Source organism: Streptomyces gilvus, from assembly GCF_022513565.1.
Classification (GTDB): Bacteria; Actinomycetota; Actinomycetes; order Streptomycetales; family Streptomycetaceae; genus Streptomyces; species Streptomyces gilvus.
Map to the genome: position 1 here is coordinate 84,948 of NZ_JAKWBE010000025.1, position 17,176 is coordinate 102,123.

Below are 17,176 nucleotides of genomic sequence, written 5' to 3' on the forward strand. Positions count from 1 at the left end.
CCCAAGTTCGAAATCTGCGTGCCGACCGGCACTGGACATGGGCAGTCTATTCAGCAGAATTGATCACCCGGCTGAAGGGCTGCCCCGTGAACCGAGCTCTGCCTGTCGTGAGCCTGCGCGTCCCCACCGACGAGGACGCGATCGCCTGGTACCGGGTCTTCGACGACCCGGAGGTCATGGAGTTCCACGGCGGCAGGTCCGCGGAGCTGTCGGTGTACGAGGAGCTGACCGCCCGCCAGCGCCGGCACGACGCGGAGCTGGGCTTCTGTCTGTGGACCATGGTCGGTGAGCGGGGCGAGGTCATCGGGTTCACCGGCGCCCAGCCCTGGCCGCGGGAGTGGGGCCCCACGGGCGAGATCGAGATCGGCTGGCGGCTCGGCCGGGAGTTCTGGGGCAAGGGGTACGCGACCGCGGCGGCGCGGATGACGCTGGACCGGCTCAGGGCGGCCGGGGTGCCGAGCGTGGTGGCGATGGTCAGACCCGGAAACGAACGGTCCATCGCGGTCACCCAGCGCCTCGGGATGGAACTGGCGCAGACGTTTCCGCACCCGCGGCTCCCGGAGGACTCCCTCTGCTTCCGGCTGGACCTGTAGCGACGTTACTCAAAGTAACGGATGGCTACGGAAAGATACTTGAGGCTTCCGGTCGGCACCCCCGCGCGGTTACCCTTCCAGTATCGCTGGGGGTGACATCTGTGCACATAACGCCCAAGACACCCGAAGTACGAGTTCCGAGGCTCGTCGGACTGATGGCCATGGACGCGCGCGAGGCGGCGAAGTCGCGCGGTCTGTTCATCAACGCGCCCGACCGGCCCGACTTCCATCTCACCGCCGTCGAGTACGTCGTCCGCCAGTACCCCGCACCGGGCGCCGAGGTGCCCCGGGACTCCATGGTGTACGTGTGGTTCGACTTCGGTGAGGGCGAGGGCGGCGGAGGCGTGCGCGAGCCGCGCATCCCGCGCCCCCCGACCGGCGGGATGCAGCGCGAACTGGACGAGCCGGGCGACCCCTACGCCGTCGTCAGCTCCGCCTGAAGGCGTCGGGCTCCGCCTGAAGGCGTCGGGCTCCGCCTGAAGTCGTCGTCAGCTCTGCTTGAAGCCGCGGTGCAGGGCGACGACCCCGCCCGTGAGGTTGCGCCAGGCCACCTTCGACCAGCCGGCCTTCTGCAGGTGCCCGGCCAGCGCGGGCTGGTCGGGCCAGGCGCGGATGGACTCGGCGAGGTAGACGTACGCGTCGGGGCTGGAGGAGACCGCGCGGGCGACCGGAGGCAGGGCCCGCATCAGGTACTCGGTGTAGACCGTGCGGAAGGGCGCCCAGGTCGGGTGGGAGAACTCGCAGATCACCACCCGCCCGCCGGGCCTGGTCACCCGGTGCATCTCGCGCAGGGCCGCGTCGAAGTCCTGGACGTTGCGCAGGCCGAAGGAGATGGTCACCGCGTCGAAGGTGTCGTCCTTGAACGGCAGCTTCGTCGCGTCGCCCGCGGTCAGCGGCAGCCAGGGGTGCTTGCGCTTGCCGACCTGGAGCATGCCGAGCGAGAAGTCGCAGGGGACGACGTACGCGCCCGTGCGGGCGAACGGCAGCGAGGAGGTCGCCGTACCGGCGGCCAGGTCCAGGATCTTCTGCGCGGGTCGCGCGTCGACGGCCCTGGCCACCTCCCTGCGCCACGCCCGGTCCTGGCCGAGCGAGAGCACGTCGTTGGTCAGGTCGTACCGTTCCGCCACGTGGTCGAACATCGAGGCGACTTCGTGCGGCTGCTTGTCCAGGGATGCGCGGGTCACGCGGCCATTCTTGCAGCCCGCCCTCAGGGAAGCAGCGTCGGCTTCTTCTTCCCGGCCACGTCCTCCACCCATCCGCACGCGAGGACGAACCCCGCGATCAGGATCCAGCCGATGCCGAACATGAACCACTGGCTGTCCAGCGGGAGCCACTTCTCGAACGCGGGGACGTTCCAGAACCGGTCGATCAGCGGGACCGCCAGGACCAGCGCGATCTCGTGCCAGAGGTAGATCGTCACGGCACGCGCGTTGAAGACCGTCACGAGCCGGTCGGTGCGGCGGAAGCGGGTGAGCCAGGCGAAGTCGATCCTGAAGTACGCCTTGGCCCACATCAGCAGCAGGACGTAACCCGCCGACCAGAAGGCCTGCGCGAGCGGGATCTCGTCGAGGTCGTAGGTGCCGGCGTCGGCCTGGTGGGCGAAGGCGTACCAGCCGCCGTACCCGACCGCCGTCAGGGAGAGCACGACGACCAGGGCCGGCCGCAGCCGGCGCAGCACACCGTCGCGGTGGGCGAAGCCGAGGATCCAGCAGAAGAGGTACGTCGACAGGTCCCACAGGGCGCTGCCGAAGCGGTTGTCGGGGCCGGCCCAGACGAAGTTCAGGACCAGGATCGGGGCGAGGGACAGGAACAGGACGGGGATCGGGGCGAGCCGGAAGACGCGCAGGAGCAGCGGGGAGAGCAGGACGAACCAGAGGTACGTCCGCAGGTACCAGAGGATCTCCCAGGCCTGCTCGCCCCACGCGTTGCCCGGCGGATCGCCCAGCGGCACGACCCAGTAGACGATCTCCCAGCCCGGCATCCAGTCGTGCACGAGCATCGCCAGCACGACGAAGAAGCCCCAGAACCAGAACGGCGGCAGCAGTCTGCGCAGCCGGCTCCTGATCACCTTGCCGGCCGGGCGTTCCAGGGACTTCGCCATCAGGGTGCCGGCCAGGCCGAACATGATCCCCATGGAGGGGAAGACCATGCCGGCCCAGGCCCAGCCGAAGGTGTGGTACGTGACGACACGGATCAGCGCGAGGGCCCGGAGGGTGTCGAAGTAACGGTCCCGGCCGGAGGCCTTCGCCGGTGGCGGGGACTCGGCCTGCGGCAACGGAGCCGTGTCCGCCGGTGCACCCGGTCTGACGGCACCCTCCGCACCCGACCTGACCGCACCCCTGCTGTGCGCCCCCATCAGCTCACCCCCGCCGGCGTCCCGACCTCGCCCGTGCGCTTCAGCTTCTGCCAGCGCAGGCGGCCGCCGGTCAGGGCGGTGATGCAGGAGTGGATGAGGACGAGGTACATCATCTGCCGGTAGGCCAGTTGCTGGAGCGGCATCATCAGCAGGTAGCGGTACTTCTCCCGGTCCAGGCGGAACGCGTAGGCCGCGCAGACCAGTTGGACGCCGAGGACCGCCAGCCACGCGTACAGCGCCGCCTGGAAGTCGACGAAGATCATCGAGTAGACGGTGAAGACGTCGATCAGCGGGGCGAAGACCGGCGTGACGATCTGGAAGATCACCACCAGCGGCATCCCGACCCGGCCGAAGCGCCCCGAAGGCCCCTTGTCCGTCAGGGACTTGCGGTGCTTCCACAGGGCCTGCATGGTGCCGTAGGACCAGCGGTAGCGCTGGGACCACAGCTGCTTCAGGGACCCCGGCGCCTCGGTCCACGCGCGTGCGTGCTCCTGGTAGACGACCCGCCAGCCAGCGCGGTGCATGGCGATGGTGATGTCCGTGTCCTCGGCCAGGGTGTCCTCGCTCATCCCGCCGACCCCCAGCACCGCCTCCCGGCGGAACGCGCCGATCGCGCCCGGGATGGTCGGCATGCAGCGCAGCAGGTCGTACATCCGCCGGTCGAGGTTGAAGCCCATGACGTACTCGATGTGCTGCCAGGCCCCGATGACCGTGTCGCGGTTGCCGACCTTGGCGTTGCCGGCGACCGCGCCGACCTCGGGGTCGGCGAAGGGCTGCACCAGCTGCCGTACGGTGTCCGGTTCGAAGACCGTGTCACCGTCCATCATCACGACGATGTCGTGACTGGCGCTGCGCACACCGTTGTTGAGGGCGGCCGGCTTGCCCGCGTTCTCCTGGCGGATGACGCGGACGTTGTCCATGCCCAGGTCCATGGCGGCGTTGCGGGCGATCTCGGAGGTGCCGTCCGTCGAGCCGTCGTCGACCACGATGATCTCGATCGGGTGGGTGCTCTTCGCCAGCGATGCGAGGGTGTTGGCGATGCACTCCTTCTCGTTGTACGCCGGGACGATCACACTCACCGGGCGGGTGATCGTCGGTCCCCAGCCGAAGCGGCGTCTGTTGCGCTGCCGGTAGTGGCGCCGGGCGAGGATCAGCATCATCCCGAAGCGGCCCATGACGGCCACCCCCACGATGACGAGTCCCACGGACAGCGTGGGCACGGTCCACTCGGCGACGGCGACCGCGAACACGAGCGCCTTGCCCTCGTACAGGGTGGTGCCGGTCGCGGTGCGGTGGGCGGCCTGGAGCCGGGAGGGGCTCGCACCGTTCGAGCCGCTGCTGTTCGCCGCCGTGCCCGGGCCGTTCGCGGACTGCGCCCCCGTGGCGCCCTCGGCGCCTCCCGCGACCGTCGTCCCCCCGGGCCGGTTCTTGGCGTTGTCCTTTTCGATGACCCCGCTGATGGTGGTGAAGGTGTAGCCCTTCGCCCTCATCTTCTCGATGTACTCGGGCAGCGCCCTGACCGTCTGCGAGCGGTCGCCGCCCGCGTCGTGCATGAGGACCGACGCGCCCTTGCCGCTCTTCGGCGTCGCCCACTGGACGATCTTCGAGACGCCCGGCTTCTTCCAGTCGTCGCTGTCGGTGTCGACGAAGACGCTGGTGTAGCCGTCCTTGCCGAGCCGCTGGTAGACGGGCCAGCTGTAGTTGTCGATGGCGTCGGTCTCGGAGGAGTACGGGGCCCGGAACAGGGTGGTGGTGATGCCGGCCGCACCCGCCAGCGCGAGCTGGGTCTGCGTCATCTCACGGTTGACCCGGGTGGCGCTCTGGTAGGAGAGGTCGACGTGGGTGAAGGTGTGGATGCCGACCTCGTTGCCCTGCCGGACCATCGTCCTCACGATGCCCGGGTAGCGCGAGACCATAGAGCCGACCAGGAAGAACGTGCCGGGGACGTCGTACTTCTTCAGGATGGCCAGCACCTGGGGCGTCCAGGTCGGGTTCGGGCCGTCGTCGAAGGTGAGGGCGATGGTCTTGTCCGGCACCGACAGCGTGGTGGCCTGTCCGCCGCGGAAGGTCAGGATCGGGCCGCCGTTGAGGATCCTGTCCGGCACCTTGCTGGAACTCGCTCCCTCGCGCACCCGCTCGTCGCCGCCGACCTCGGCGCGCAGATAGCCGTCGAGCAGCATGATGCTGGTCAGCGCGAGCAGGAGCAGCAGCGCGAGGATGACGCGCGGTTTCTGCAGGGCCGCGGCCTTGCCCGCCGCCCGTTCGATACGGGTGGGGGCGCGCCGGCGGCCGCGTGGGGACGTCGTCGTGGTCATGTGGCTGTGCGCTCCGGTCAGTTGGCCGCGGTGGCGGACGGGGACGCAGTGGGCGTCGCGGACGCGGACGGAGTGGGCGTGCCGGACGGCGGCACCGAGGGGAGGTCACTGGGCCGGGCGCCCTGGTTGCCGATGCCGCCCTGTTGCCGGTAGCCGGCGGGGCCGTTGCCGCCCGGGCCCGCCTGGCCGCCTTGGAAGGGCAGCAGCGAGGAGGGGGTGACCGAGGTGCCGATGCCCATGAAGGCGAGGCCCAGGACGACGGCGTACCCGAGACACAGGACGCCCACGAGGAGGCCGAACCGCTTCAGCAGCTTGGAACGGCGTCCGGAGTTGTCAACGAACACGGGCCCCTCGACGGACCCGTTGCCGCGTTTGCGGCGGCGACCGCCCGTGGTCGCGCGGTTTTCGATGGCAGGCTCGGAATGCATTCCCCAGACATTAGGCAGGCTTTATGTGATCGATACTCGACTTCTTGTGAGACACATATGAGAAGGCTCCCACCCTGTCCCCCGACTGAGAGTTTCTGTGAATGCCTGCGCGGTTCACCTCGGGAGGAGTGCGCCGAACATCCCCTTCGTTCCGCCCGGTTGGCCCGCTTTATACCACGTCTCCCATGAACTCCCCATGGATTTCCCGAGTTCGTGAGCACAAGCTTCGTGTGAGACGTTCTCCTTTTGAATAGGGCTTTGTTTCGGACCTGAGACGGAAATCACGAGAGCGGGTGCATGTCCATGCGGAGTTTGCTGAGGCCGGCCGCCGGGTTCACTTGTCTGTTTGCCCTGGCCACGGCGGGATGCTCCGCGGGCTCCGGCGGTACGACGGACGCGGCACCCGGACCGTCGAAACGGACCAGTGCGTCGCCCTCCCGACAGGCGGCCGGCGACACCTCCTACGCCCCCTACGTCAGCGCGACCGAGGCCTCCGCCAACGACTCCAGCGGGTCGCCGTCGACGTACAACCTGGCCTTCGTGATCTCCGACGGCAGTGACTGCACGCCGAAGTGGAACGGGGAGGACGCGATCGCGGACACGGCGGTGAAGTCCCGGATCTCGAAGCTCACGGCGGACGGTGGGACGGTCCGGGTCTCCTTCGGCGGAGCCTCCGGCAAGGAGCTGGCGACGACCTGCGACAGCGTCTCGAAGCTGACGGCCGCCTACGCCACGGCACTTGACGCCGCCGGCTCCAGCCAGGCCGACTTCGACATCGAGGGCGACGAACTGACCGACGCGGACACGGTCGCACTGCGGTCGCAGGCGATCGCGGCGCTGCAGAAGGAACGGCCCGACCTGGAGGTCTCCTTCACACTCCCCGTGATGCCGTCCGGACTGGACTCCGACAGCCTGGCGTTGCTGGAGTCCGCGAACAAGTACGACGTCCAGGTCTCCACGGTCAACATCATGACCATGAACTACGGCGAGTCGTACGCCGGGGACATGGGGGACTACGCGCTGACCTCGGCGAAGGCCGCGCACACGCAGCTGCGGAAGGTGTTCGGGCTCTCCGCCGCCGGTGCCTGGCAGGGCATGGCGCTGACCTCGATGATCGGGGTCAACGACGTCGCCGGCGAGACGTTCACCCTCTCCGACGCGGCGCAGGTGCGGACGTTCGCCGAGGAGAAGGGGGTCGCCTGGGTGTCGATGTGGTCGACGTTCCGGGACCAGCAGTGCGCGAAGGGCGGCGGCTCGGACGCGGCGACCGACTGCAGTGGGGTGAAGCAGAGTTCGGGCGCTTTCGGGAAGGCTTTCGCGGGCTGAGGCGACCCAAGTGCTCTAACGGCGCCTGTGCACCAGCCGACCGGCGCACACCGTCGCCAAGCAGGCGCCGGTCCCGTCGAAGACGGCCAGGTCCGCCCGGCCGTGCACGGTGATCGCCGGTGCCTGCGCGGAGGCCAGGACCAGCACTTCGTTCCGGGCGGCCGCGGCGCGCAGTTCGGGCGAGTCGACGTACTCCCGCAGGACGGCCGTCGCTCCCGACTTCAGGACCGCGTGGACGCGCTCGCGGGGGCTCGGGGCGTCCGGCAGCGGCCCTTCGTGGACGCGGCCCGGCCCCAGCACCCCCGGCCACGCGCGCACCCGCGCCCCGGGGAACCGCTCCAGCAGCTCCTCCGACGGACCCACCGCGGCGATCCTGCCCCCCTCGACCGCCACGGCACCGCCCTTGACCGTCTCCGTGCCGTACCGGACCTCGTCCGCCGCGTGAATCGTCAGCACTGAATCGTCCAGACGGGCGGGTCAGTTGGAGGCGAGGAGCTTCAGCTCGGGGTGGGCCGTGCCGCCCGCGATCGCCGTCGAGGAGATGTGGGACATCACGCGCTCGTCGACCGGGTCGTTCGCCGGGTCGTCGTGGACGACGATGTGCTCGTAGGTCGTCGTGCGCTGGGCGGGAACCCGCCCCGCCTTCCTGATCAGGTCGATGATCTCCAGGCGGTTGGAGCGGTGCTTGGCGCCGGCGGAGGAGACGACGTTCTCCTCGAGCATGATCGAGCCGAGGTCGTCGGCGCCGTAGTGCAGGGACAGCTGGCCGACCTCCTTGCCCGTGGTCAGCCAGGAGCCCTGGATGTGCTGGACGTTGTCCAGGAAGAGGCGGGCGATGGCGATCATCCGCAGGTACTCGAAGATCGTGGCCTGCGTACGGCCCTTCAGGTGGTTGTTCTCGGGCTGGTAGGTGTACGGGATGAAAGCCCGGAAGCCGCCCGTGCGGTCCTGCACGTCACGGATCATCCGCAGGTGCTCGATCCGCTCGGCGTTGGTCTCGCCCGTGCCCATCAGCATGGTCGACGTGGACTCCACGCCCAGCCGGTGGGCGGTCTCCATGATCTCCAGCCAGCGCTCGCCGCTCTCCTTCAGCGGGGCGATCGCCTTGCGCGGCCGCTCCGGCAGCAGCTCCGCGCCGGCGCCGGCGAAGGAGTCGAGGCCGGCCGCGTGGATACGGGTGATGGCCTCCTCCACCGACACCTGGGAGATACGGGCCATGTGCTCGACCTCGGACGCGCCGAGGGAGTGGATGACCAGCTGCGGGAAGGCGTCCTTGATGGCCTTGAAGTGCTTCTCGTAGTACTCCACGCCGTAGTCCGGGTGGTGGCCGCCCTGGAACATGATCTGCGTGCCGCCCAGCTCGACGGTCTCCGCGCACCGGCGCAGGATGTCGTCCAGGTCGCGCGTCCAGCCCTTGTCCGTGTCCTTGGGGGCGGCGTAGAAGGCGCAGAACTTGCACGCCGTGACGCACACGTTCGTGTAGTTGATGTTCCGCTCGATGATGTACGTCGCGATGTGCTCGGTGCCCGCGTACTTACGGCGGCGTACGGCGTCGGCGGCCGCGCCCAGCGCGTGCAGGGGGGCGTCGCGGTAGAGGTCGAGCGCTTCTTCCGGCGTGATGCGTCCACCGGCGGCGGCACGGTCGAGCACGGACTGGAGGTCGGCCTTCTCGGTCACCGGGCGTCCCTTTCGTCAAGGGTTGTGGACGGCTGCGTCCGCGGTGCACGGACCGAACCAGCCTACGCCAGCCCTCCGACAACCCCGACGTCAGGCCGCGTACGCCCCGATGAGCAGCCCCAGGAACGCCCCCGCGATCAGGAACGGCCCGAACGCGATCGCCGTCTTGCGTCCGGCCCGCCGCGCCACGACGAGCGCGCCGCCGTACAGCGCGCCGAGCAGGAACGCGGCGAAGGTCCCGAGCATCACCGTCGCCCACCCGTACCACCCGAGCACGGCCCCGAGCCCCAGCGCCAGTTTCACGTCCCCGAAGCCCATGCCGCCCGGGTTGATGAGGAACAGCAGGAAGAAGGCGCCGCCGAGCGCGAGGGCGCCGAACAGCGCGGTCGGCCAGTCACCGGCGTGCTCCGGTACGAGGGCGACGAGCCCGAGCAGCACGAGCGCGGCCGCCGCGAGGGGCAGGGTCAGCGGGTCCGGCAGCCGCTGCACCCGGAAGTCGACGACGGCCAGCAGCACCCCGACGGGCGCGAGCAGCAGCCACACCGCGAGCTCGGGCCGCGTCCCGGTGGCGGCGGCGAGGGCGGCACAGACGAGGGCGGTGGCGAGGACGAGGGCGGGGGTACGGGGGCCGTACGTGGGCGCCGGCGCGGCTGTCTGAGCTGCCCCTGCCGCTGTATCGGCATCCCCGTCAGCTGTATCGGCTTGTCGGGGGTGCGCGGAGCCTGGTCCGGCGTCCCGGGCAGTCTCTTCTACGGCTCCGCCGGACCAGGCGGATGCTTCGGCGACGGCGTCCGCGCACTGCCCGCAGCGGGCCCGGCCGAGCCATCCGCCGAGCCGTCCGCCGATGCGGTGCTCCCCCGGACAGGTCTCGCGCCAGCTCTCCCCCGACGGGACCGAGAACCGGTACGCGGCCCTCGGCAGCAGCGACCCCGCCGCCCCGCCCCACAGCGCGGCAGCGGCGATCAGCGCCCCCGTGCTCACCCCGGCGCTCATCCCACCGCGGCGACGCCGGTGCGCCAGGACGGCAGCAGTTCGTCGAGGAGGGCCTCGGTGCGCGCGGGCAGCCCGCGGGCACCGCTGCGGTTGACGAGGTCGGCGGCGAGCGACTTCAGCCGGTCGGTGTCACCCGTGGCGTGGGTGGCGCGCAGCAGCTCGTTCCACAGGCGCTCGTCCGCGGGCGCGGAGTTGAGGGCCGCGTCGAGGGCCTCGATGGCCTTCTCCGCGCGGTCCTTCTCCAGGTGGAACGCGGACAGCGCGAGCCCGATGTCGGCGACCAGCAACGGGAGTTGGGCGTCGATGATCTCGTGGGTGAGCCAGCGGTAGCGACCCTCGGGCCGGTCGGCGAGCAGCGGACCGCGGACCAGGACCAGCGCGTCGGTGAGCAGACGCCCCCGTACGACACGGCTGTCGACGCCCTTGCCCTGGGTGGCCTCGTGGTACAGCGAGCGCAGCACGTCCAGGTCGGACACGACGGACTTGGCGAGCACGAGCCGCCCGGTGGCGTCGGCGGACAGCCGGGGGCTGCCGTCCGGATCGGTACCGAGCCAGACCCGCAGCCGCTCCAGCAACGCGTCCCGCACGTCCTCCGTGACGCCCCGCGGCCACAACGCGGAGGCCAGCACCCGCGGATGGACGCCCTCGCGGTGCAGCAGCAACAGGGCGAGCGCCTCGTGCAGCAGCGCGCTGCGCTCCCCGTCCGGGGTCTCCAGCCCGATGATCTCGTACGACCCGACAAGCCGCGCGTACACCGCGGGCCGCCCCTGCTCGCTGATGTCGACGAGGAACGGCGGTGTGGGCGTGGGCCCTTGGGGATCGCGCTCGGGGTCCGCCTCGACGAACAGCTCGACGACGGCCCGCTGTTGGGCCGACGGCAGCAGCTGGGCGTCGAGTTCGAGCCCGAGGAGCGGGGCGAGCAGCTTGCCCGCGCCGGTGATCTCCATCTCCCAGGCGGCGCCGGGCAGATCGCCGGTCTCGGTGCCGACCAGGTAGCCGATGCCCAACCGGCTGGCGTCGGAGGCGAGTTCGGCGAGCTTGACGGCGTCCTCGGGCGAGGGCTGCGCGGCGAGCAGGACGAGGTGCGGCGCCCAACGGGTGTGCTGGGCGGGCCCGGTACGCCCGGTGAGCACGGAGTCGTGGCCGGCAGCCCCGAGGGCCCCGCGCCGCTGCCGGGTCTCGGCCTCCATGGTCTCGATCAGGTCGTCGATGCCGTCGAGGTGACGGAGCCGGTTGGGAGCGAGAGGAGTGAGATCCTCCCCGAAGCCGACGAGCGTGATCGTCATCCGGTCCGACCATCCGTTGGTCGCCAACTCGGCGGCCACGGAGGCGAAGACGGCCGCCCGGTCGGCCTCGCGCCCGCTCAGCGAGACGATGCCCGGCACGGCTTCCAGATTGAGCAGCAGCCGGGAGTCGTCCATGGTCCCGAGGCTGACGAGGCCGGGGTACGGCGCGGCCGTGTCGACGTCCTCGTACCGCTCGGCGTCGCTGCGGGCCAGCATCCAGAACGTCTGGTCCTGCCCGAGCTGCCAGGGCGCGGGCGGCTTCCCGGCGGGCTGGGCGAGCTGCAGATGCAGGTCGCCGTTGGTGAGCCAGGCGGCGTACACGGTCGGCAACGGCCGTGACTCCCCGGCGAGTTGTGCGGCCAGCCCGCGCAGGGAGCGGTCGAGCAGTCGTACGGCCTCGGGGTCGGCGCCGACGAGGAGCGCGTCCTGCGCGTCGGCGGCGTCCCCGGTCGGCGTGGGCGGCTCCATACCGCGCCGCCCACCGACGGCACCGAACGCCGACTGCCACAACGCCTGCCGACGGCGCCGGCCGAGGGCACCGAGGAGGCCGGCGGCGAGAAGGGGGGCGCCGAGAAGGGCCTCGGAAAGACCGAAGGAGTCGGAGTGGGAGTGGGAGCCGGACTCGGAAGCGGTGGCCTGCTGCTGGTGATGGTCCTGCTGCTGTGCTTCGGGCCGCTGCTGGGGCACCGAGACCTGCTGACCACCGCTTTCCTGCTGCTGCGCGTGCGCACCGGACTTGGCGTAGTCGTGGATCTGCTGCTGCGCCTCGGGCGAGACATGCGCGTTGGCGTCCGGCATCTCGACGAGCTCGCCGCCGTGCGCGTCACCGGGCATCTCCATGATCCAGCCGGGCCGGATCAGACTGGCCTCGGACAGCCGGGAACCGTCCGGCTGCACCCGGTCCTTGTTGAGCTCGTAGATCTCCTTGTACCGGCGTCCGTCGCCGAGGTGCCGCTGCGCGATCTCCCAGAGGGAGTCATGGTGACGGCCTTCGGGCGGCTGGATGCGGTAGTACTTCGTCTCGCCGTGCTGCCTGGCGTTGGCGCCGACGTCGGCCTGTGCGTGGGAGGCCTGTTCGGCGAGGGCGGCGGCGGTGTGCGCGGCCTGCTCCTGCTGCTGGGCGAAGATACCGGGCGTCGCCTGCGCGGCGGCCACGGTCGGCTTCTGGTTCCCCTCCAGGCTGTGGCCGAGCTGCGACAGCCCCGGGGTGAGGCTGGCGGCGGTGGCGCCGACGAGCAGCAGCGCGGCGACGAGCTGCCGGGCGAGGATCTGACTCGGGCCGGCCCCCGGCACCCGCCCGGGCACGCCGACCCCGCTGAGCGCGGCCTTCACCTCCACCAGCACGCAGGCGGTGAACTGCGCCCAGGCCAGCCACACCACCACGGTCAGGATGTGGATGAACGTCCAGACGGTGATCTCCTGCTGCAGCCAGTCGAGGCTGGGCGCCCCGCTGGGCAGCGGCCACCCGATGGTGACGGCGAGCGCACCCGGCACGCCGACGACCAGCACGAGCAGCGCGAGCAACGCGAAGAACGCCTTGACGAAGTCCCCGAAGGTGCGACGCCGGATGCGGACGGGCTGCGGGGTCCGGTTCCTGGGAGCCGACGAGTTCGCTGCCGGGCTGCCCGTCGAGTTGCCGGTTGACCTGCCCGTCGAGCTGGACGAGCTGGAGGTGCGGCGTCGTGGCATGGCGGGTGTCCTGGGGTCGTGTGCGGACGGTGACTGTGCGTGCTGCGGGACGTGCGGGTGCGGGTGCGCGGGTGGGTTGCCTGGGTGTACTGAGCCTACAGAGATCTTATGGACTCGTATTCACAAGGCCGCAGCCCGGATACGGGACTGAGACCTGCCCCTGTCCCCACCCCGGTCTCCCCTCCCCCGGATCATCGGCCCGTTCGCGTCCGCGACACCCCCACTCCTCACATTCCCCACACAATCCCCCACCGCCGCTCAAGGCCCCCTTACCCGCCCCTGCTAACTTCGTTCCCCGTTGCACACAGCCGACTTCGGGGGAGAACACCGTGGCACGCCACGCACTGACGACCACAACCGCCGCACTCACCGTGGCGGCGGCACTCTTGCTGACCGGGTGCGGCGGAAACGACAAGTCGTCCTCGGACGACATCAAGGGAGCAGACACGGGCTCCAGCAGCCCGTCGGCTTCGGCCTCCGCGTCCGACGCGAACGCTCCCGACGTCAGCGTTCCCAGCGACTTCCACCTGGTGTTCGACTTCGAGACGCCGTCCGACGCCAAACAGGCGGCGGCGCTCGCCGGTGCGGAGAACTTCATCCGGGCCCTGAAGCACGGCATCGCCCAGCAGGATCCGAACGACCCGGCCTACCAGTACTACTCGAACGGCCAGGCCGCACAGTATGCCAAGTCGCAGATCCAGGCCTGGGTGAAGGGCAGTTGGACGGTCACTGGCACGGACAAGTACTACGACGCCAACGTCACCTCACTGAGCGGCGGCAAGCGTGAACTCGTCACCTTCTGCCGGAACCAGGGCAAGTCCTTCAGCAAGGAGATCAAGACCGGCAAGATCCTCTACACCGACGAGAACGCGGACAGCTATGTGAAGTACCAGTTGCTCGTTTTCCCGCCCAGCGGTTCCACCAAGATCTGGAAGACATCGGTCGTGGATGTCACGGAGCGGGCGAAGGAGTGCCAGAAGTGACGCGGCTCGCGCTCCTCGGACGCCTGCTCCCGGCCGCCGGCGTCACCCTTGTGCTGATCGGCGCCGGAACCGCGCACGCCAACGACACCCCGCCCCCGTCCTCCGGCTCCCCCGGCACCTCCAACTCCTCCGGCGGTAAGAACGGCAGCGACATCTACGCCTCCGCCACCTACTCCACGATCAAGGTCCGTCAGGTCAGCGGCCCCACCGGCGGCAAGCGCGGTGCCATCTCATCCGTGGACGTCAGCTGGAAGCCCCCCGCCTGCTGGTACGAGCCCGTGTTCACCGGCCAGGAACTGAAGGACTTCGTGGACCGTACCGACGGCAATGGTGACGTCGGCATTCACGAGTCCTGGTACGGCAAGGGCCTGTGGACCGACCACTACCAGGACGGCAAGCCGGAGAACAACTTCGACGACACCAACAGCGTCGCCGATGGCTACAAGAACTACAACATAGGCAAGGACGGCTACTTCTGGCGCAGCGTCGCACCGGACGCGAACGACCCGGACTCCTGGGACTGCGGCCGCATCATGTTCTGGCAGGACGCCAACGTCGTTCCCAAGGTGCCCCACGCTCCCACGCCGGAGATGCTCGCCGACTACGCCTACAACCAGATCAAGGTCCCCGACACCGAGATCGAGCTGAAGCCGACCGCCAAGTCCACGGTCAACCTGCCCACTTGGGTCTGGCTGGACAAGGGCACCTTCCAGGCGGTCAAGGTCCGCGCGGAGCTGCCCCGCACCAACCTCTGGGCCGAAACGACCGCCAAGCCGGTCGCCCTCCACCTGGACCCGGGTACGGGAGACGCGACGACCTTCCCGGCCTCCGGCGACTGCACCATCAACGCCGACGGCTCGATCGGCACGGAGTACAAGCCGGGCGACGCCAACCAGACCCCGCCCTGCGGCATCACGTACCTCAAGGCCACGAACGGCACGCCCTACCACCTGAAGGCCAGCATCACCTGGCAGATCTCCTGGCAGGGCACGGGCGGCACGAGGGGCGACCTCCCCGACGGCACCTTCGACACCACCCAGGACATGAACGTCCAGGAAATCCAGGCGATCAACCGCTGACGTACGAGCGGCCGGCTTCGAAGAGGTCGGCCGCCTCGGTCACCTCATGGAGCGGTGTCTCCACACCGCGTCCGCCACAGCTCAGGCATCGAACAGCTGCGCCGCCGCACTCACCTGCACCGCCCGCCTCGCCCAGACCGTGAGCTGGTCCATGTCGGAGCACCCTTCCACCCGCACACGGACGGCATCGGGCACATCGATGCCCCGCCACTCAAGGATCCGCAGGACCATCAACGCACGATCTTCGAGCCGTCCCTCTTCACGGCCCTCCTCACGGGTCTTCTCAGCGACTTCATGCCGGAAGAAGTAGTTGACCGGCATCATCAGCTCCTTCCAGATCTGCCTGGCCCGGTCGTCGACCAGGCACGACTCCACAAACTGCGCGAGCATCCCCGCACTGTCGGTATCGGTGATCGCCAAGGCCGCAGCCAGCGGTTTCAGTATGGCAGCGGCGCCCGGCCCTTTCCCATGAATCATCGTCGAGAAGGCCGCGAGAAAGACATCGCGCTGAGCATCTGCCTCGTCGGCGATCAGCGGCACGTTCTCCGGGCTCAGCACCAGCGGCCGCACCGTCAGCGAGTGCCACCCCGGCAGCCCCAGGCGGATGGGCCGGGCAGCCCACCGCGCCGTGGACGTGCTCTGGGTCAGCACGATCAACACAGGCTCCCAGCGGTACTTCGCTTACAGGTACGTGAGGTAGTACGCCCAACTGCTTCGCTTGTCCTCGTCCCGTTTCCCCTGGGACTCGACGACCAGCAGGTACGTCCCCTCACCCGTTTCCGCCCGCAACAACGTGTCCACACGCCGCTCGACCGGTTCGATCTACGTCAGGTCCCCGTTGAGTACCGCGAAGTCGTGGGGTTCCGGAATCGGGATATGCAGAACGTGCTGCAGAGTACGGGTGAAACCCGCAGGATCCTTCTGGCCGGCGTCAGCGAGGAGCGCGTCCGCCGACTCGCGGCCAACTACGCCTGCTCGAATGAAGAGTTGATCCGTGCCTTGGTCGCCATGGCCGCCGACCGCACCCGGGGGTGGTGGGAGGAATACAGGGGTGTCCTGCCCGCCGCCTACCTCGACCTCGCCGAGTTGGATCACCACGCACGGTTCCGCCACGACGTGGCGGTCAACCACCTACCCGGACTCCTCCAGACCGAGGCCTATGCGCGGGCCCTTTTCTCCTACATGAACCCCGAGTTCCCGCAGAGCGAGGTGGAGCACCGGGTAAGTCACCGGATGACGCGGAAGGCCATCATCGAGGGTCCCGATCCCATCCCGTACGAGACCCTCATTCATGAGGCCGCTCTCCGCATCAAGGTGGCAGGCCGGCCCGCGTTCCGAGCCCAGCTGACCCGCGTCCTGGAGTTGTCCGAGGCGGGCCACGTGACCGTACGGGTCATCCCTTTCACCCTTGACGACTTCGCCGGCGCCGGAAGCGCGATGGTGTACCTCGGAGGAGCCGTCCCGCACCTGGACACCGTGGTTCGTGACGCCCCGCACGGCACGGCCTTCGTCGACTCCCAGGCCCAACTGGAGCACTTTCGGAAACTCTTCCGTAGGGTGAGGGAAGCATCACTCGACCCTCAGCGGTCGCGTGACCTCATCCACCGGTTGGCCAAGGAACTGTGAGGACCCAGCCATGACCACCCCCGCTCAGTGGCGGAAGTCGTCCTTCTCAGGCGGCGGGGAGGGCAACGACTGCGTAGAAATTGCGAACCTGCGCACACGAGTAGCGATACGCGATTCCAAGACCCCTGCCCGAGGCGTCCTCTCCTTCCCCACCAAGTCCTTCACGGCGTTCGTCTTGTCTCTCAAGACCGACTCCGCACGTCCGTCGGCCTGACCCGACCGGTTCAGAATCCCCGGGGATCCGGGTGAGGCTTCGCCGACGGGTCCTGAGACCAGGTCAGACGAGCCTCGATCTGGTCCCCTGTGAGCTCGATGAGCCGGTCGGTCGCCCAGCCGTTCACTGGACGGCACGGGGAAACTGCGGCAGGCGGAAGGCCGCCAGATGCGCCGGCAGGGCTTCCGGACGGTACACCGGCTTCTTGACCTCGCCGCTCCCCGTCTTCGGCTTGGACGATCTGCGCAGGTCCAGACAGTCGACCACCTGCTCCACCAGGTAGAGGAAGTAGTCGTCGTCCTTCGCACCGTCGATGTCGACCGGTACGAGACTGCCGGCTGCCAGGAGCCCGTCTCCGAGACTCTCGACGAGGCGGCGGCTGAGCACTGGAGCGCTCGGGCTGCCTGAGGGAAACTCGCTCTTGGACCAGGATCGCTCGCCCAACCATTCGGCACGCAACCGAGTGGGCCGGTCCGCTTCATCCCCCACACGTTGCCAACGCATGGTCCGCAGGATATCGAAACCATTAGGATGCAGGCCCTGGTATTCGCTGAGGCTCGGCAGGAGCCGATACACCGTCAGGCTCTCCTTGGTCTCGTCAGTCATCACGT

The 17,176-nt window shown here is 69.3% G+C and carries 16 protein-coding genes and 1 pseudogene; 7 read left to right on the plus strand and 10 right to left on the minus strand.

Features of this window, described 5'->3' with window-relative positions; translation table 11 throughout:
• Positions 1-86 precede the first annotated feature (86 nt).
• Both MKW14_RS30495 and MKW14_RS30500 read left to right on the plus strand, forming a co-directional pair.
• Complete coding sequence (locus tag MKW14_RS30495) at positions 87-593, plus strand: GNAT family N-acetyltransferase (protein WP_240867949.1); 507 nt, start codon at positions 87-89, stop codon at positions 591-593.
• A 101-nt stretch (positions 594-694) separates the two neighbouring features.
• Positions 695-1,033, plus strand: coding sequence for a PASTA domain-containing protein (locus MKW14_RS30500; protein WP_308314652.1), 339 nt, complete (start codon positions 695-697; stop codon positions 1,031-1,033).
• Between the two features lie 48 nt (positions 1,034-1,081).
• Here MKW14_RS30500 and MKW14_RS30505 read toward each other — a convergent pair whose 3' ends face one another.
• From MKW14_RS30505 to MKW14_RS30520, 4 genes are read right to left on the minus strand one after another with little or no spacing between them, the layout of a single operon-like run.
• Positions 1,082-1,777 carry a demethylmenaquinone methyltransferase gene (locus MKW14_RS30505; protein WP_240867955.1) on the minus strand — a complete coding sequence of 232 codons (696 nt, stop codon included), beginning with the start codon at positions 1,775-1,777 and terminating at the stop codon, positions 1,082-1,084.
• Between the two features lie 23 nt (positions 1,778-1,800).
• The gene (locus tag MKW14_RS30510) at positions 1,801-2,949 is read right to left on the minus strand and encodes an acyltransferase family protein (RefSeq protein WP_240867957.1); all 1,149 of its coding nucleotides are present in this window, start codon (positions 2,947-2,949) and stop codon (positions 1,801-1,803) included.
• A complete protein-coding gene (locus tag MKW14_RS30515) occupies positions 2,949-5,264 on the minus strand; it encodes a bifunctional polysaccharide deacetylase/glycosyltransferase family 2 protein (protein WP_240867959.1) in 2,316 nt (771 codons plus the stop codon). The genes MKW14_RS30510 and MKW14_RS30515 overlap by 1 nt, the downstream gene beginning before the upstream one ends.
• 17 nt (positions 5,265-5,281) lie before the next feature.
• Positions 5,282-5,692: a hypothetical protein gene (locus tag MKW14_RS30520; RefSeq protein ID WP_240867961.1), complete on the minus strand. Its 411-nt coding sequence runs from the start codon at positions 5,690-5,692 to the stop codon at positions 5,282-5,284.
• Positions 5,693-5,995: 303 nt separating this feature from the next.
• Between MKW14_RS30520 and MKW14_RS30525 the strand changes: the two genes are divergently transcribed.
• Positions 5,996-7,018, plus strand: coding sequence for a chitinase (locus MKW14_RS30525; protein WP_240867962.1), 1,023 nt, complete (start codon positions 5,996-5,998; stop codon positions 7,016-7,018).
• A gap of 15 nt (positions 7,019-7,033) precedes the next feature.
• On the opposite strand, the gene MKW14_RS30530 is transcribed toward MKW14_RS30525, so the two are convergent.
• The 4 genes from MKW14_RS30530 to MKW14_RS30545 form a co-directional block, all read right to left on the minus strand.
• Positions 7,034-7,474: an imidazolonepropionase-like domain-containing protein gene (locus MKW14_RS30530; protein ID WP_240867964.1), complete on the minus strand. Its 441-nt coding sequence runs from the start codon at positions 7,472-7,474 to the stop codon at positions 7,034-7,036.
• A gap of 21 nt (positions 7,475-7,495) precedes the next feature.
• Positions 7,496-8,695, minus strand: a complete 1,200-nt coding sequence (gene mqnC, locus MKW14_RS30535; protein WP_240867966.1) for a cyclic dehypoxanthinyl futalosine synthase — start codon at positions 8,693-8,695, stop codon at positions 7,496-7,498.
• Between the two features lie 90 nt (positions 8,696-8,785).
• Entirely contained in the window at positions 8,786-9,688 is a 903-nt protein-coding gene (locus tag MKW14_RS30540) for a prepilin peptidase (RefSeq protein ID WP_240867968.1), read from the minus strand.
• Complete coding sequence (locus MKW14_RS30545) at positions 9,685-12,663, minus strand: BTAD domain-containing putative transcriptional regulator (RefSeq protein WP_240867971.1); 2,979 nt, start codon at positions 12,661-12,663, stop codon at positions 9,685-9,687. The genes MKW14_RS30540 and MKW14_RS30545 overlap by 4 nt, the downstream gene beginning before the upstream one ends.
• A gap of 329 nt (positions 12,664-12,992) precedes the next feature.
• Here MKW14_RS30545 and MKW14_RS30550 point away from each other — a divergent pair, with 329 nt between their 5' ends.
• Positions 12,993-13,646, plus strand: coding sequence for a hypothetical protein (locus tag MKW14_RS30550; RefSeq protein WP_240867975.1), 654 nt, complete (start codon positions 12,993-12,995; stop codon positions 13,644-13,646).
• Positions 13,647-13,696: 50 nt separating this feature from the next.
• A complete protein-coding gene (locus MKW14_RS30555; protein ID WP_374116614.1) occupies positions 13,697-14,725 on the plus strand; it encodes a hypothetical protein in 1,029 nt (342 codons plus the stop codon).
• An 81-nt stretch (positions 14,726-14,806) separates the two neighbouring features.
• On the opposite strand, the pseudogene MKW14_RS30560 reads toward MKW14_RS30555, so the two are convergent.
• Positions 14,807-15,706, minus strand: a pseudogene (locus MKW14_RS30560) (hypothetical protein).
• On the opposite strand from MKW14_RS30560, the gene MKW14_RS30565 reads away from it, so the two are divergent.
• Together MKW14_RS30565 and MKW14_RS30570 are read left to right on the plus strand one after the other, a co-directional pair.
• Complete coding sequence (locus MKW14_RS30565; RefSeq protein WP_276622221.1) at positions 15,602-16,351, plus strand: DUF5753 domain-containing protein; 750 nt, start codon at positions 15,602-15,604, stop codon at positions 16,349-16,351. The pseudogene MKW14_RS30560 and the gene MKW14_RS30565 overlap by 105 nt on opposite strands.
• A gap of 10 nt (positions 16,352-16,361) precedes the next feature.
• Positions 16,362-16,565, plus strand: coding sequence for a DUF397 domain-containing protein (locus MKW14_RS30570; RefSeq protein ID WP_240867978.1), 204 nt, complete (start codon positions 16,362-16,364; stop codon positions 16,563-16,565).
• Positions 16,566-16,688: 123 nt separating this feature from the next.
• On the opposite strand, the gene MKW14_RS30575 is transcribed toward MKW14_RS30570, so the two are convergent.
• The gene (locus MKW14_RS30575) at positions 16,689-17,171 is read right to left on the minus strand and encodes a hypothetical protein (RefSeq protein WP_240867981.1); all 483 of its coding nucleotides are present in this window, start codon (positions 17,169-17,171) and stop codon (positions 16,689-16,691) included.
• Positions 17,172-17,176 lie beyond the last annotated feature (5 nt).